This window comes from Kribbella sp. NPDC003505 (assembly GCF_040610875.1).
GTDB lineage: Bacteria > Actinomycetota > Actinomycetes > Propionibacteriales > Kribbellaceae > Kribbella.
This window is the reverse complement of sequence record NZ_JBEXNA010000018.1, coordinates 107,505-120,468: the sequence shown is the minus strand read 5'-3', so window position 1 is coordinate 120,468 and position 12,964 is coordinate 107,505. Positions and strand designations below refer to the sequence as shown.

Genomic DNA, 12,964 nt, shown 5'->3' with positions numbered 1-12,964 from the left:
GCACCCTCCCGGAACTATCCCCTGGAACGGCGGATCCGTGGATTAGGGTCGAGCTCGTGAGACGAAGTGTGGATGAGCATCTAGAGGTCGTACTCGGTCGGGTCGCGGCCCTGCCGGCGTTCGACCAGCCGTTGATGGACGCGGTCGGGCTGGTGCTCTGCGAGGACATCGTCTCGGGGGTGAGCCTGCCGGGCTTCGACAACTCCGCCATGGACGGGTATGCCGTTCAGGCGGCCGATCTGGCCGGCGCCTCGGACGAGAACCCGATCACCCTGCCGGTGGTCGGGGAGTTCCGGGCCGGGCACAGCGAGCCGATCGTGGTCACCCCCGGGACCTGTGTGCGGATCATGACCGGTGCGCCGATGCCGCGCGGGGCGGACAGTGTGGTGCCGGTCGAGTGGACCGACGGCGGGACGGTCAGCGTGCGGATCACGCAGCAGCCGCCGCTCGGCGGGTCGGTGCGGCGTGCGGGCGAGGACGTGACGGCCGGGGCGCAGGTGCTGGACGGCGACACGGTCCTCGGCCCGCGGCAGATCGCCGTGCTCGCCGCGGTCGGCCGGGCGCGAGTGAAGGCGAGACCGCGGCCGCGGGTCGTGGTGATCTCGACCGGCGCCGAGCTGCGCGAGCCGGGCAGCCGTTTGGGCGATGGGCAGATCTACGACTCGAACAGTTACACCCTGGCAGCGTGCGCGCGGGACGCCGGGGCGGTGGTGTATCGCGTCGGCATCGTGGACGACGACCCCAAACGGATCATGGACACGCTGTCCGACCAGTTGGTCCGCGCCGACCTGGTCATCACCACCGGCGGCGTCAGCATGGGCGCGTACGACATCGTGAAGGAGGAGCTCTCCAAACTCGGCACGGTCGACTTTCCGCAGGTCGCGATGCAGCCGGGGAAGCCGCAGGGGTTCGGGGTGATCGGGGAGGACGAGATCCCGATCTTCACGCTGCCCGGCAACCCGGTCTCGGCGTACATCTCGTTCGAGGTGTTCGTGCGGCCCGCGCTGCGCAAGATGATGGGACAGATGCCGTACCGGCGGGCGCTGGTCCCGGGCGTGACGCTGGACGGGTTCAGCTCGCCCGCGGGGCGGCGGCAGTTCGTCCGCGCGGCGGCCACGTCCGGCGACGAGGGCTGGATGGCCAGTACAGTCGGCGGGCACGGCTCACACCTGCTGGGCGGGTTGAGCCGGGCGAACGCGCTGATCGTGGTGCCCGAGGACGTGACCTCGGTCCGCGCCGGCGATCAGGTCGAGCTGATGCTGTTAGGGGATGTCTGATGACCGAGCCGCCCACGGGCCTGACCCATGTCGACGAGACCGGGGCCGCGCGGATGGTCGACGTGTCGGCGAAGGAGACCGGGGCGCGGCGAGCTGTTGCCAGCGGCAAGGTTCTGGTCTCGGCCGAGGTGGTGGCGGCGCTGCGCGGCGACGGCGTACCGAAAGGCGACGCTTTAGGGGTCGCGCGGATCGCCGGCATCATGGGCGCGAAGCGGACACCCGATCTGGTCCCGCTGTGCCATCCGATCGCGATCACCGGCGCCAAGGTCGACCTGGAGGTCGCCGACGACGCTGTGCTGATCCAGGCTCAGGTGAAGACCACCGACCGGACCGGCGTCGAGATGGAGGCGTTGACCGCGGTCGCTGTCGCCGGGCTGGCTGTCATCGACATGGTGAAGGCGCTGGATCCGGCCGCGGTGCTGACCGACGTGCGGGTCGAGCTGAAAGAAGGCGGTAAGACCGGGCACTGGGAGCGGCCGTGAGAGCTCTCGTCGTCAGCGTCTCCAACAGGGCGGCCGCTGGGGTCTACACCGACACCACGGGTCCGCTGATCGCGTCGCGGCTCGCATCGTGGGGTTTCGACGTGTCAGGGCCTGAGGTCGTGCCCGACGGCGCGCCGGTCGGTGATGCGCTTCGCGCGGCCGTCGAGGCCTCGTACGACGTTGTGCTGACGACCGGCGGCACCGGGATCTCCCCGACGGACGAGACACCCGAGCAGACAGCTGCCGTGCTGACGAAGGTCGTGCCGGGCATCGCCGAAGCCATCCGGGCGTACGGCGTGGCCAACGGCGTACCGACGGCCTCGATGTCCCGCGGGCTGGCGGGAGTCGCCGGTCGCACGGTCATCGTCAACCTGCCTGGTTCACGGGGTGGTGTGAAGGACGGCCTCGCCGTGCTGGAGCCGTTGCTGCGCCACGCGGTCGAGCAGGTGCACGGCGGCGACCACGTCCGGACGGACGGCGACTGATGGCAGTTGTCCAGTGGCCCGTCGAGCTGAAGCACGGCCAGGTCGGGCTGCGACCACTGCGAGCCGCCGACGGTAGCGAGTGGGCCGCCGCACGCCAGCGAAACGTCAGCTGGCTGCGGCCGTGGGACGCGACGCAGCCGCCGGGTGCGGACGACGGTGCGCGGACGTTCCGCGCGATGGCACGCGACTGGAACCGGCAGGCGCGGTATGGGCGGATGCTGCCGTTCGTCATCACGTACGGCGGTGCCGCGGGCGCCGGCGCGCGGGCGAAATGGCCGCTGGTCGGGCAGCTCACCGTGTCCGGGATCACGTACGGCTCGGCGCGCTGGGCGAACCTCGGCTACTGGGTCGACGAGCAGTACGCCGGTCGCGGGATCGTGCCGACCGCGGTCGCGATGGCCGCGGACCACTGCTGGTTCACCCTCGGCCTGCACCGGATCGAAGTAGCCATCCGTCCGGAGAACAAGGCCAGCCTGCGCGTCGTGGAGAAGCTCGGCTTCCGGTACGAAGGCGAGCGGCCGAGGTTCCTGCACATCGACGGCGACTGGCGCGATCACCGCATCTTCGCGCTCAACGTCGAAGAGGTCGGACCCGGTCTCGTAGCGCGACTGCGCTGATTACCCTGCGTGCTATTCACATCAGTCACACGAGTCTTCTTGCGACACACCGACTCACGTACCTCATCTGGCCCCCGCCGCGCCTTAGCGTCGTCGCATGGGGACGACAGGGCTGATCTATGTGGCGATCGTCGCCGCGTGGGCCGCCTACCTCGTCCCGATGTGGCTGAAGCGGGGCGACGAAGCGCGGCGCCGCCCGGTGGTGCCGTCGTCCGCCGAAGCGCGCGTCCTGTCCCGTGACCCGTCGCGGCCGCGGTACGTCGTACGCCCGGCCGGTTCGACCGCCGCCGACGACCCGTCGCCACCCAAGCGGTACGTTCCCAACCGAGCCCGCCGGGTGGCCGCGATGCGCCGTCGGCGGGTGCTGTCGATCCTGACGCTTTCGCTGCTGTCCGTCGTCGCCCTTGCCGGACTGGCGATGCTGCCGTGGTGGTCGGTGGCGATCCCGGGCGCGTCGATCGCCGCCTTCGTGGTCCTCACCAGGGTGCAGCTGCGACGCCAGGCCCGCGCCCGCGCGGAAGCCGCCGCGGAACGGCGCGCCCGCGCCCAGGCACGCCACGACCGCGGTCCCGCCGGCAAGCCCGCGCCGACACCCGACGAGGAGATGACCATCGAGGTCAAGCTCCCCGCCGAGCCTGCTCCGGAGCCCGAGGTCAAGCAGCCGTCGGAGGGCCTGTGGGACCCGGTGCCGGTGACGCTGCCGACGTACGTGCTCAAGGAGAAGGCCCCCGACCGCACCGTCCGGACGATCTCGCTGACCGACGACGAAGTCTTCTCCAGCGCCCGCACGACGGACCCCGCCGACAAGCCCGCGATCGCCGAAACCGTCGCCCCCAAGCCCGAAGAACTGCCCGAGGTGAAGCGCGCGGTCGGCGACTGATATCCGGTTTTAGTCTGCGGGCCTCTACGTGTTAGAGTTTCGCGGTCGCCAGGGAAACCAGGTGACCAGCTCGGGGCTGTGGCGCAGTTGGTAGCGCGCTTCGTTCGCAACGAAGAGGCCAGGGGTTCGAATCCCCTCAGCTCCACGAATGTGATCTCTCAAGAGATCCCGGACGGACCGGACCCCTGTCGGGGGTCCGGTTTTCTGTTTTTGGGTGGTGGGCCTGGGGGTCGGCCGAGGGGTTGGTAGTCGCGGGTGGGGTCGAGGGTGAGCTCGCGGAGGAGTTCGCCGGTGGCGGCGTTGATGATGCGGATGTGAAGGTCGTCGACGAGCTTGAGGACGGGGGTTCGGGCGTGCTCGGTGCCGATGGGGATGTGGTGGAGACGGCCGGCGCGGCGCAGGGTGAGTTTGCCGGCTGGGTCGGCGACGTCGTGGAGCACGCGGTAGTGGGTGTCGGTGCTTCGGTCGGCGCCGGGGCGTGCCTTGGGGCGGGCCTGGTAGGCGGTGGCCGGGGTCGCGCGGTGAGGCAGTGACCGGTGCGGGCGGGCCTGGTTGTAGATCTGCACGAAGGTGTCGAGGAGTGCCTGGAGTTCGTCCAGGTCGGCGGGCTGGTCGGGTTGTGCGGCCAGCCAGTTCTTCATCGTCTGCTGGAACCGTTCGACTTTCCCGCAGGTGGTGGGGTGGTTGGGCCGGGAGTTCTTTTGAATGATGTCGAGCCGGCGGAGTTCGGTTTCCAGGCCGTTGCGGCCGCCGACGAAGCGGGTGGTGTAGACGAAGCCGTTGTCGGTGAGCACGGAGGCCGGATAGCCGTGCTGGGCTGCGGTTTCGGTGAACGTGGCGAGCACGATCTGGCCGGTGACGTGGCGGTGGGGCGAGACGTGCAGGGCGTAGCGGGAGTGGTCGTCGAGCCAGGTGATGATCTCGGTGTCGGTGCCGTGGTTGGTGCCGTCGGCGAGTGGGTAGTGGGTGAAGTCGGACTGCCAGGTCTCGTTGGGCTGTTCGGCCTCGAACCGCAGGTAGGAGCTCTTCGGGCGCTTCTTCGGCTCCGGTGTCACCAGGCCTTGGCGGGTCAGGGTGCGAGCGACGGTGCTGACCGAGACGGTGACCTGGTGGCGGTGCCGCAGATGCCAGGCGATCGTGTCCGGGCCGGCGTCCAGGCCGGACTCGGTCAGCTGTTTGCGGACGGTGATGATCAGGTCGACCGTCGACTGCGGTGTTGCGGTCGGGCTGGTCTTGGGTCGGCGTGAGCGTGGTTCGAACGCCGCCTGTCCTTCGGCGCGGTAACGGGCCAGCAGTTCGTAGACCCACGAGCGAGACACCCCGTACGCGGCAACGACCTCGGCGACGCTACGTCCTTCGATCTCGATCGCGGTGACAACCAGCCGGGCTTTGGACACATCCGCAGCCTCAACACCACGCCAACCAAACCCTCAGAACCAGTCCGGCATGTCTTGAGAGATCTGTCCGGTATGTCCTGACGGAGGACACCCTCAGCTCCACGAAGACGATAGGCGAGGTGTGCCGCGCAGTTCCTGCGCTGGCCGCCTCGCCTTCGTCGTGTTGTGCGGCTGCGCTTCGCTTGCCGCGGGCGGGGGCTCCGCCACCCGCACCCCCTGCGCCTTCGCTTCGCTCGGCTCCTGGGTTGGGTTGGGCAGTCGGCGCGGGACTGGGTTGGGTTGGGCAGTCGGCGCGGGACTGGTGGTTCGGTTGGCTCTGGAGGGGTCAGTGGGGGTGTAGGGCTGGACTACTTCGGTCCTCCAGGTGCTGGGGTCTGGGTTGGTGGTGGGGTCGCTGAAGTAGATCTCCCAGGGGTCGCCGGCGGCCGCAGCGTTCTGGGTGGTCAGCCAGGTGGTCAGGGCCTGGTAGGCGGGCTCCATCGAGTCGTACGGGCCTTCGTGGATTGTGCAGGCGGCCGGGCCGCCGGGCAGGGACGAGGGGTGGACCTCGTCGGTCGAGTTGATGGGTGCCGTGACGGGGAAGCCGGCTTCTACGTCGAAGCGGGCGTCGCCCAGTGCGTGGTAGCGGGCGAACGGGGGGCCGGTGATCGAGGTGCCTTGGGTGATGATCGTGCGGGCGACGGCGTCGTACACGGTGGACAACCAAGGGCCGATCTCCGTCACGTCCAGCGTCGCGGATGCGACGGCTGTGTGCTGCTCCCGCCGCAGTTCGTCGAGGATCTCGTAGGTCTCCATGACATCAGCCTGGCTGTGCCGACGGCGGCCGGCCAGGGGCTAAAGACCGGCTCGGCGCTGGGGCTCAGGTCAGTGAGGTGGTGGCGGCGCGGAGGTCTTCCAGGGCTGCTAGGACGTGTGGGGCCAGGCCGGTGTCGTCGTGGTCCAGATCGGTCCAGTCGGTGTAACCGCGTTTGAAGGCCAGGACGCCTAGCTCGGCGGCCAGGTGGGCGAGGGGGTCGGGGACGCCTCGGGACAGGAGAGCCTCGGTCATGGCGGTGGCGAGGCCTACGCGTTTCAGGGTGTCGCGTTCTTGGAGTTCGGTGCTGGCGGCGATGGCGGCTTTGAGGCGCGGGCCGAGCTCGCGGTTCATCGGGCCCATGGCGTTCGAGGCGCGTTCGAGGCCCGCGGCGACCGCCTCGAGAGGGCTGGCTGTCTCTGGTGCTTCGGCGATGCCCTCGATGAGCAGGCGGCACAACGTCTCCTGGCCGGCTACCAGGAGCTCCCGCTTGTCGGGGAAGTGACGGAAGAACGTGCTCTTGGTGACGCCGGCGCGTTCGGCGATCTGGGCGACCGTCGTCGCGTCGTAGCCCTGGTCGGCGAACAGGTCCACCGCGGCCAGGACCAGCCGATCGCGCGCGCCGGGTTCCCATCGAGCCATGCGGCCATTCTAGGTGATGGGACCTTTGTCCCGTCAGGTGCTACCGTGATGGGACAAAGGTCTCATCACTCCAGAGGAGCATCTCCATGCAGGTCTTCATCACCGGCGGTACCGGGCTGATCGGGTCCGCCGTCGTCCGCGAACTGCTCGACAACGGCCACACGGTCCTGGGGCTCGCGCGTTCCGGCGCGTCCGAAGCGGCGCTGAAAGCCGCCGGCGCGGACGCCGTCCGTGGCGGGCTCGCCGACCTGGACGTTCTGCGCGCCGGCGCGGCCAAGTCCGACGGCGTGATCCATCTTGCCTTCAGCAACGATTTCAGCAGCCCGGAGGCGCTCGCGGCGGGAATCGCGGAGGAGAGTGCCGCGCTCGCGGCCATGGGGGAGGAGTTGGTGGGCAGCAATCGTCCGCTCGTGACCGTGTCGGGTACGCCGTGGATTCCCGGCCGCGCCTCGACCGAAACTGATCCGCTGCCGACCGAGGGGCCTGTCGGCGGGCGAGGTCGGTCCGTCATGGCAGCCCTCGCGCTGGCCGAGCGCGGTGTGCGAAGCGCCGCCGTACGCATGCCGCGCACGGTCCACAACCAAGGCGACGGAGGATTCGCCGGCCTGCTGACGCAGATCGCGCGCCAGACGGGTGTCTCCGGCTACCCGGGAGACGGCGCGCAGCGCTGGCCCGCCGTACACGCGCTCGACGCCGCCGTACTCTTCCGGCTGGTCCTCGAGAACGCGCCGGCCGGGACCGCGTGGCACGCCGTCGACGACGAAGGCGACGCCGTACGCGACATCGCAACCGTCATCGGTCGGCGGCTGGGTCTCCCGGTCCAGCCGGTCCCCGAGGAGACCTTCGGCCCGCTCGGCCCGATCTTCGCCGCCGACCAGTCGGCGTCCAGCGCCCACACCCGGCAGGCGCTCGACTGGCAGCCGCGGCACCCGAGCCTGCTGAAGGACCTGGAGAACATCCAGCCGGGATAGGAAACGCGGCAGCTAATCTTGACTCATTCCAGAAAACGCGGAAGACTGCGGGCGTGCCGACAGTGGATGAGCTCCAGGGGTTGTTGCGTGGAGCGTCGTTGCGGGTGACTCGGCCGCGGCTGGCTGTGCTGGCCGCGGTGTACGGGCATCCACATGCGGACACCGACTCGATTATCGGTGCCGTGCGCAACGAATTGCCCCAGGCGTCGCACCAGGCGGTGTACGACTCGCTGCACACGTTGACCGCGGCGGGACTGGTGCGGAGGATCCAGCCGCTGGGGTCGGTGGCGCGGTACGAATCGCGGGTGGGGGACAACCATCACCATGTCGTCTGCCGCTCCTGCGGCGCCATCGCCGATGTCGATTGCGCGGTCGGGCATGCGCCCTGCCTGACCGCGTCGGACGACCACGGGTTCGTCATCGACGAGGCCGAGGTCATCTATTGGGGCCTGTGCGCGGACTGCGCACGACGTACCTGACTTCCTTTGCAAACGTCCAGTCCTGGAAGGAATCCGATGTCCGAGAACCATGAGCCCCTGCCCGGCGAAGCCTCCGCGGAGAGCCGCGGCACCGAGACCGGCGGCTGCCCGGTGAACCACGGTCAGGGCGTCCACCCGACCAGCGGGAACGCCAACCGCGGATGGTGGCCGAACCAGCTGAACCTGAAGATCCTGGCCAAGAACCAGCCGGTGTCGAACCCGCTCGGGGAGGAGTTCGACTACGCCGCCGAGTTCGCGACGCTGGACCTGGCCGCGGTCAAGGCGGACATCGCCGAGGTGCTGACCACGTCGCAGGACTGGTGGCCGGCCGACTTCGGGAACTACGGCCCGCTGATGATCCGGATGGCCTGGCACAGCGCCGGCACGTACCGGATCCACGACGGCCGCGGCGGCGCCGGCGCCGGTCAGCAGCGGTTCGCGCCGCTGAACAGCTGGCCGGACAACGGCAACCTGGACAAGGCCCGCCGGCTGCTGTGGCCGGTCAAGAAGAAGTACGGCCAGAAGATCTCCTGGGCCGACCTGATGATCCTCACCGGCAACGTGGCGCTGGAGACGATGGGCTTCAAGACCTTCGGCTTCGCGGGTGGCCGCGAGGACGTCTGGGAGCCGGAGACCGACGTGTACTGGGGCCCGGAGACGAGCTGGCTCGCCGACGAGCGGTACTCCGGTGACCGTGACCTCGAGCGTCCGCTCGGCGCGGTCCAGATGGGCCTGATCTACGTGAACCCGGAAGGCCCGAACGGCAACCCGGACCCGGTCGCGGCGGCCCGCGACATCCGCGAGACGTTCGGCCGGATGGCGATGAACGACGAGGAGACCGTCGCGCTGATCGCCGGCGGCCACACGTTCGGCAAGACCCACGGCGCAGGCCCGGCCGAGAACGTCGGCGCGGAGCCGGAGGGCGCGCCGATCGAGGCGCAGGGCCTGGGCTGGAAGAGCACGTACAACAGTGGCAAGGGCAAGGACGCGATCACCAGCGGCCTCGAGGTCACCTGGACCTCGAAGCCGACGCAGTGGTCGAACGACTTCTTCGAGATCCTGTTCGGCTACGAGTGGGAGCTCAGCAAGAGCCCGGCCGGCGCGAACCAGTGGGTCGCCAAGAACGCCGAAGCGATCATCCCGGACGCGTACGACGGCCCGAAGAAGCTGCCGACGATGCTGACCACCGACCTGTCGCTGCGCTTCGACCCGATCTACGAGCCGATCTCGCGGCGGTTCAAGGACAACCCCGACGAGTTCGCGGACGCGTTCGCGCGGGCCTGGTACAAGCTGACCCACCGCGACATGGGCCCGATCGTGCGGTACCTCGGCCCGGAGGTACCGAGCGAGGTGCTGATCTGGCAGGACCCGCTCCCGGCCGTCGACCACGAGCTGATCACCGACGCCGACGTGACCGCGCTGAAGGCCGCGATCGCGGCGTCGGGCCTGTCGGTGTCGCAGCTGGTCTCGACCGCGTGGGCATCCGCGTCGACGTTCCGCGGCAGCGACAAGCGCGGTGGCGCCAACGGTGCGCGGATCCGCCTGCAGCCGCAGAGCGGGTGGGAGGTCAACAACCCCGACGAGCTTGCGCAGGTACTGCGTACGCTCGAGGGCATCCAGCAGTCGTTCGCGAAGCCTGTCTCGCTCGCGGACGTGATCGTCCTGGCCGGCGGTGTCGGTGTGGAGATCGCCGCGAAGAACGCCGGGTACGACGTCGTCGTACCGTTCACGCCCGGCCGGGTCGACGCTTCGGCGGAGCAGACCGACGCGGACTCGTTCGCCGCGCTCGAGCCGGTCGCGGACGGGTTCCGCAACTACTACGGCAAGGGCAACCGGCTGCCGGCCGAGTATCTGCTGCTCGACCGCGCGAACCTGCTCACCCTGAGCGCGCCGGAGCTGACCGTGCTGGTCGGCGGCCTGCGTGTCCTGGGCGCGAACTACGACGGCTCGAAGCACGGCGTACTGACCGAGAACCCGGGCACGCTCACGAACGACTTCTTCGTGAACCTGCTCGACCTCGGCACCGAGTGGCACGCCACCGACGAGAGCGAGGAGACGTTCGAGGCCACCGTCGACGGGGCGGTCAAGTGGACCGGCACCCGCGCCGACCTGGTCTTCGGCTCGAACTCCGAACTCCGCGCCGTCGCCGAGGTCTACGCGAGCGACGACGCCAAGGAGCGCTTCGCGAACGACTTCGTCGCCGCCTGGCACAAGGTCATGGAACTCGACCGCTTCGACCTGCACCGCTGACCCACCACAACCCCGAACCGGCTCCTCCGTCAGGGGGAGCCGGTTCAGTTTTACCGGTTGCGCTCCGGCCAGCCGGTAGGACCTGGTCGTCCGCGGACGGATCCGTGCATCCTGGTGGTCGTCATCGCCGGTGCGGAACCCGGCGGTGCTCCGACGACGAGCGGTCGTGCAGCGCGAAGCGGTTGCTGACCGCTCCACGCATGAGCGATCGCGCGCTTGGCATCAAGCTCTGTCTGCTTGTTGGGATCGTTGCCCTCGTCGAAGCGATTGAGACCGGGCTGACGATCCTGCGGATGACGCGCGAGCCGGGCACAGACCTGGACGTATACGTTGGTTCGCCCGCGTCGGGGTTGAACGGCCAGTAGTTCACGGCGCGCGAGTTCGCCAGGTCTTTCCGAAGCGATCTCGCGGAACACCAGCCTGTAGTCCGCGGGGCGTTGTGGATCCGATCGGATGTACGCCGTCACGCAGTCCCGCAGATCGCCCTGTCCGGGTGCGTAGCTGAGCGCGTGGTGACCATCGGACTTGCCACTCGCGAGGGCGAGGATCGTCCGCAGCACCTGTCGCCGGAGCGCGGCTGCGGGGCCCGATGGGTTCTTGCGTGCTGCGGCGTCGATCCGGCGATAATCGAGGTCGAACTGAGGTCCTGCCACCAACCGGTACCCGACGCCGCGGCTCACGAGTCCTCGCGGTCCTCGCGGCGCAGCTCCTCCAGCAGTTCCTGGGTCTCCGGCCCCATGCGGGCGGCCCAGTCGTCCAGGTCGAGAGGCGTGCTGGTGGGCAGCGGTTCGGTGGCGTACGTGCGGACGGTCGGGTCGTCGACGACTCCGGCGGGCGGCTGGTCGTCCCCGCGGAGATCCCTGTACTGCGTCGTCGACATCACCACAGCCTCTGGCTCGCCGTGTTCGCCCCAGACGACAGGGAGACCGGTCGGCGCGGCGAGCAAACCAGTCAGCCGCGCGGCGAGCGCCTCCGGATCCACTACGGCGTCGAGACCGGTGAACCTGTGCTCGCCACCGAGGTCCTCGAATTCGTCGTACGTCAGGATGACCGCCTCGGGTCCGCGGTCGCCGAAGCTGAACGCGCGCGTCTGTCCCCTGCGGAACCTCGCGAGGACCTCCGCGAGATCGGATCGGATCGCGTCGACTGATGGCCAGTTGCTCATGCTTGAACCTGTTCCAGATCTGGAGTCAGCCGCTGCAGGTGCGGGGCGCGGTTGAGGGCGGGCTGCCGTTGGGGTCGACCAGGACGGGCCGCAGGTCGGTCACTTGGAGAGGGATGGAGCGGCTGAAGTCGAGCGGGATGTCGCCTTGCATGCCGCCGCCGGTCCAGTGGACGGTCCAGTACGCCGTTGCTGTGACGTTATAGGTGCCGGACTTCTCGCAGCGGGAGGACTTGGCGTATCGGAACCCGCAGGTCGGTGAAGCGGGCATGTCTTTCAGGGACTTGCCGGCTGCCATCTCGCGAGTGAACGGCGTGCCGGCGCCTTTGCACGACACGGTCTCGCCCGCGCCCATGGACCATTCGATCCGGTCGACGGTGCCGGTCGCGGTGATCGAGACACCGCCGAGCGTCGCAGTCTTCGTCTGCGGTCCGGTCGTCGTCGGCCCTGGATCCGTGACCCACATCCAGATCGGCACATTCACGATGCCGACACGATTCGCACTCTGCACATACGGCGAGACACCCAGCTGCGGCGCCACGAAGCTCATCGTCTCCACCACCTGCCGAGCCGCGACGCGGGGATCGATCGTCCGCGTCTCACCTGGCGGCCGGTTCACAGACTCAGGCACCACCTGGATGACTGGCCACCCGTCGTCGACTGCAAGAATCAGCCAGCACTCGTAGAACCTTGTACCCGGCGGATAATCGCTGACCTTGCTCGGGGAGACCAAAGACTGCGGCCCGGCGATCGGATGCAGATAGCATCCTGATGCTGCGTCAAAGAACCCGCCTGCGTCCCGGCACGGCACAACCTGCCCTTCCCAGACGCAGGCAGACTCACCGGTCTTCTTGGCTCCGGGGGTCGTCTTGACGGAGGTGGTCGGCGGATGGCCGTCATCGCCCACGGAGTAGACGCATTGTCCAGCGCTCCAGCCGATGACGCAGCCGGGTGAGCCGGGTGTCGGGTCAGCGAACGCAACGGGTGATCCGATGACGGACAGAATCGCGGCGACGCCGAGGAGTTTGCGTATCAGCATGTCGCAGGCTTCCTGCTCTGCGCGAAGTCAGCTTTCCAAGTGCCTTGGACGTGGCGCATGCGCATCTCGTCAACAGTTTGGTTCGGTGTTCCGGGAACCCTGACACTCTTGCCTGTGGAGTCCACGGCGCCGGCCTTCGAGGAGTCGACGCACGCGCTGAGGATCAGGTTGTCGATCTGACCACTGGCATTCGGTTTGCCGATACTCAGCGGCTTGATCCACATGACCTGCAGGCTTCCGACGGAGTGCCATTTGTACCCTCGGAACTTCTCTGCCTCGACGAGTTCGGCCTTCAGCATGACGCCGCTCGCGTACCTACTCAGCCCTGTCACGTTGCGGCCTCCGCTCCTGTACATGGCGTCCGTCGCGGCCACGAATCCTCGGTACGCGACCGAAGCTGCGGCCACGGCTGCTTCCTCAGGAGTGTCGCTGGGAGTCGGAGAAGGAGTGGGAGGCGAGGCAGGGAACGAGGTAGGCGACGGCGGGGCAG

At 68.8% G+C, this 12,964-nt stretch carries 15 protein-coding genes and 1 tRNA gene; 9 read left to right on the top strand and 7 right to left on the bottom strand.

Translation table 11 applies throughout. The annotated features are described in order from the left end of the window. Positions 1-56: 56 nt before the first annotated feature. The 6 genes from glp to ABZX12_RS40455 all read left to right on the top strand — a co-directional run bounded on the left by glp (position 57) and on the right by ABZX12_RS40455 (position 3,886). A complete protein-coding gene (glp, locus tag ABZX12_RS40480) occupies positions 57-1,277 on the top strand; it encodes a gephyrin-like molybdotransferase Glp (RefSeq protein ID WP_355700789.1) in 1,221 nt (406 codons plus the stop codon). Next, positions 1,277-1,759, top strand: a complete 483-nt coding sequence (moaC, locus tag ABZX12_RS40475) for a cyclic pyranopterin monophosphate synthase MoaC (protein ID WP_355700788.1) — start codon at positions 1,277-1,279, stop codon at positions 1,757-1,759. The genes glp and moaC overlap by 1 nt, the downstream gene beginning before the upstream one ends. Then, a complete protein-coding gene (locus ABZX12_RS40470; RefSeq protein ID WP_355700787.1) occupies positions 1,756-2,244 on the top strand; it encodes a MogA/MoaB family molybdenum cofactor biosynthesis protein in 489 nt (162 codons plus the stop codon). The genes moaC and ABZX12_RS40470 overlap by 4 nt, the downstream gene beginning before the upstream one ends. After that, on the top strand, positions 2,244-2,861 hold the full coding sequence (locus ABZX12_RS40465; RefSeq protein WP_355700786.1) for a GNAT family protein: 618 nt from the start codon (positions 2,244-2,246) through the stop codon (positions 2,859-2,861). Before ABZX12_RS40470 ends, ABZX12_RS40465 begins: the two co-directional genes overlap by 1 nt. A 97-nt stretch (positions 2,862-2,958) precedes the next feature. Further along, positions 2,959-3,741, top strand: a complete 783-nt coding sequence (locus ABZX12_RS40460) for a hypothetical protein (RefSeq protein ID WP_355700785.1) — start codon at positions 2,959-2,961, stop codon at positions 3,739-3,741. A 72-nt stretch (positions 3,742-3,813) separates the two neighbouring features. Next, positions 3,814-3,886 (top strand) — tRNA-Ala (locus ABZX12_RS40455). A 13-nt stretch (positions 3,887-3,899) separates the two neighbouring features. Here ABZX12_RS40455 and ABZX12_RS40450 read toward each other — a convergent pair. The 3 genes from ABZX12_RS40450 to ABZX12_RS40440 form a co-directional block, all read right to left on the bottom strand. Beyond that, entirely contained in the window at positions 3,900-5,138 is a 1,239-nt protein-coding gene (locus ABZX12_RS40450; protein ID WP_355700784.1) for an IS481 family transposase, read from the bottom strand. 93 nt (positions 5,139-5,231) lie between these two features. Beyond that, a complete protein-coding gene (locus ABZX12_RS40445; protein ID WP_355700783.1) occupies positions 5,232-5,933 on the bottom strand; it encodes a GyrI-like domain-containing protein in 702 nt (233 codons plus the stop codon). 64 nt (positions 5,934-5,997) lie between these two features. Next, positions 5,998-6,573, bottom strand: coding sequence for a TetR/AcrR family transcriptional regulator (locus ABZX12_RS40440; RefSeq protein WP_355700782.1), 576 nt, complete (start codon positions 6,571-6,573; stop codon positions 5,998-6,000). Between the two features lie 86 nt (positions 6,574-6,659). Here ABZX12_RS40440 and ABZX12_RS40435 point away from each other — a divergent pair, with 86 nt between their 5' ends. Genes ABZX12_RS40435 through katG form a run of 3 tightly spaced genes read left to right on the top strand, consistent with a single transcriptional unit; the run spans position 6,660 to position 10,273 of the window. Next, positions 6,660-7,544: an SDR family oxidoreductase gene (locus tag ABZX12_RS40435; protein WP_355700781.1), complete on the top strand. Its 885-nt coding sequence runs from the start codon at positions 6,660-6,662 to the stop codon at positions 7,542-7,544. Positions 7,545-7,597: 53 nt separating this feature from the next. After that, positions 7,598-8,023 carry a Fur family transcriptional regulator gene (locus ABZX12_RS40430; protein ID WP_355700780.1) on the top strand — a complete coding sequence of 142 codons (426 nt, stop codon included), beginning with the start codon at positions 7,598-7,600 and terminating at the stop codon, positions 8,021-8,023. A 36-nt stretch (positions 8,024-8,059) separates the two neighbouring features. Continuing rightward, positions 8,060-10,273, top strand: coding sequence for a catalase/peroxidase HPI (gene katG / locus ABZX12_RS40425; RefSeq protein ID WP_355700779.1), 2,214 nt, complete (start codon positions 8,060-8,062; stop codon positions 10,271-10,273). A gap of 50 nt (positions 10,274-10,323) precedes the next feature. On the opposite strand, the gene ABZX12_RS40420 is transcribed toward katG, so the two are convergent. The 4 genes from ABZX12_RS40420 to ABZX12_RS40405 are packed head-to-tail and all read right to left on the bottom strand — an operon-like array spanning position 10,324 to position 12,848. Further along, a complete protein-coding gene (locus ABZX12_RS40420; protein ID WP_355700778.1) occupies positions 10,324-10,953 on the bottom strand; it encodes a hypothetical protein in 630 nt (209 codons plus the stop codon). Next, positions 10,950-11,438 carry a hypothetical protein gene (locus ABZX12_RS40415; protein WP_355700777.1) on the bottom strand — a complete coding sequence of 163 codons (489 nt, stop codon included), beginning with the start codon at positions 11,436-11,438 and terminating at the stop codon, positions 10,950-10,952. Before ABZX12_RS40415 ends, ABZX12_RS40420 begins: the two co-directional genes overlap by 4 nt. Before the next feature lie 25 nt (positions 11,439-11,463). Further along, on the bottom strand, positions 11,464-12,474 hold the full coding sequence (locus ABZX12_RS40410) for a hypothetical protein (protein WP_355700776.1): 1,011 nt from the start codon (positions 12,472-12,474) through the stop codon (positions 11,464-11,466). Further along, entirely contained in the window at positions 12,468-12,848 is a 381-nt protein-coding gene (locus ABZX12_RS40405) for a hypothetical protein (RefSeq protein WP_355700775.1), read from the bottom strand. Before ABZX12_RS40405 ends, ABZX12_RS40410 begins: the two co-directional genes overlap by 7 nt. Between the last annotated feature and the right edge of the window lie 116 nt (positions 12,849-12,964).

What these genes read in the sequence shown, in the direction of transcription:
- ABZX12_RS40445 (WP_355700783.1), bottom strand. Translation starts at nt 5,933, where the DNA reads ATGGAGACCTACGAGATCCTCGACGAACTGCGGCGGGAGCAGCACACA.
- moaC (WP_355700788.1), top strand. Translation starts at nt 1,277, where the DNA reads ATGACCGAGCCGCCCACGGGCCTGACCCATGTCGACGAGACCGGGGCC.
- ABZX12_RS40440 (WP_355700782.1), bottom strand. Translation starts at nt 6,573, where the DNA reads ATGGCTCGATGGGAACCCGGCGCGCGCGATCGGCTGGTCCTGGCCGCG.
- ABZX12_RS40465 (WP_355700786.1), top strand. Translation starts at nt 2,244, where the DNA reads ATGGCAGTTGTCCAGTGGCCCGTCGAGCTGAAGCACGGCCAGGTCGGG.
- ABZX12_RS40435 (WP_355700781.1), top strand. Translation starts at nt 6,660, where the DNA reads ATGCAGGTCTTCATCACCGGCGGTACCGGGCTGATCGGGTCCGCCGTC.
- ABZX12_RS40410 (WP_355700776.1), bottom strand. Translation starts at nt 12,474, where the DNA reads ATGCTGATACGCAAACTCCTCGGCGTCGCCGCGATTCTGTCCGTCATC.
- katG (WP_355700779.1), top strand. Translation starts at nt 8,060, where the DNA reads ATGTCCGAGAACCATGAGCCCCTGCCCGGCGAAGCCTCCGCGGAGAGC.
- ABZX12_RS40460 (WP_355700785.1), top strand. Translation starts at nt 2,959, where the DNA reads ATGGGGACGACAGGGCTGATCTATGTGGCGATCGTCGCCGCGTGGGCC.
- ABZX12_RS40415 (WP_355700777.1), bottom strand. Translation starts at nt 11,438, where the DNA reads ATGAGCAACTGGCCATCAGTCGACGCGATCCGATCCGATCTCGCGGAG.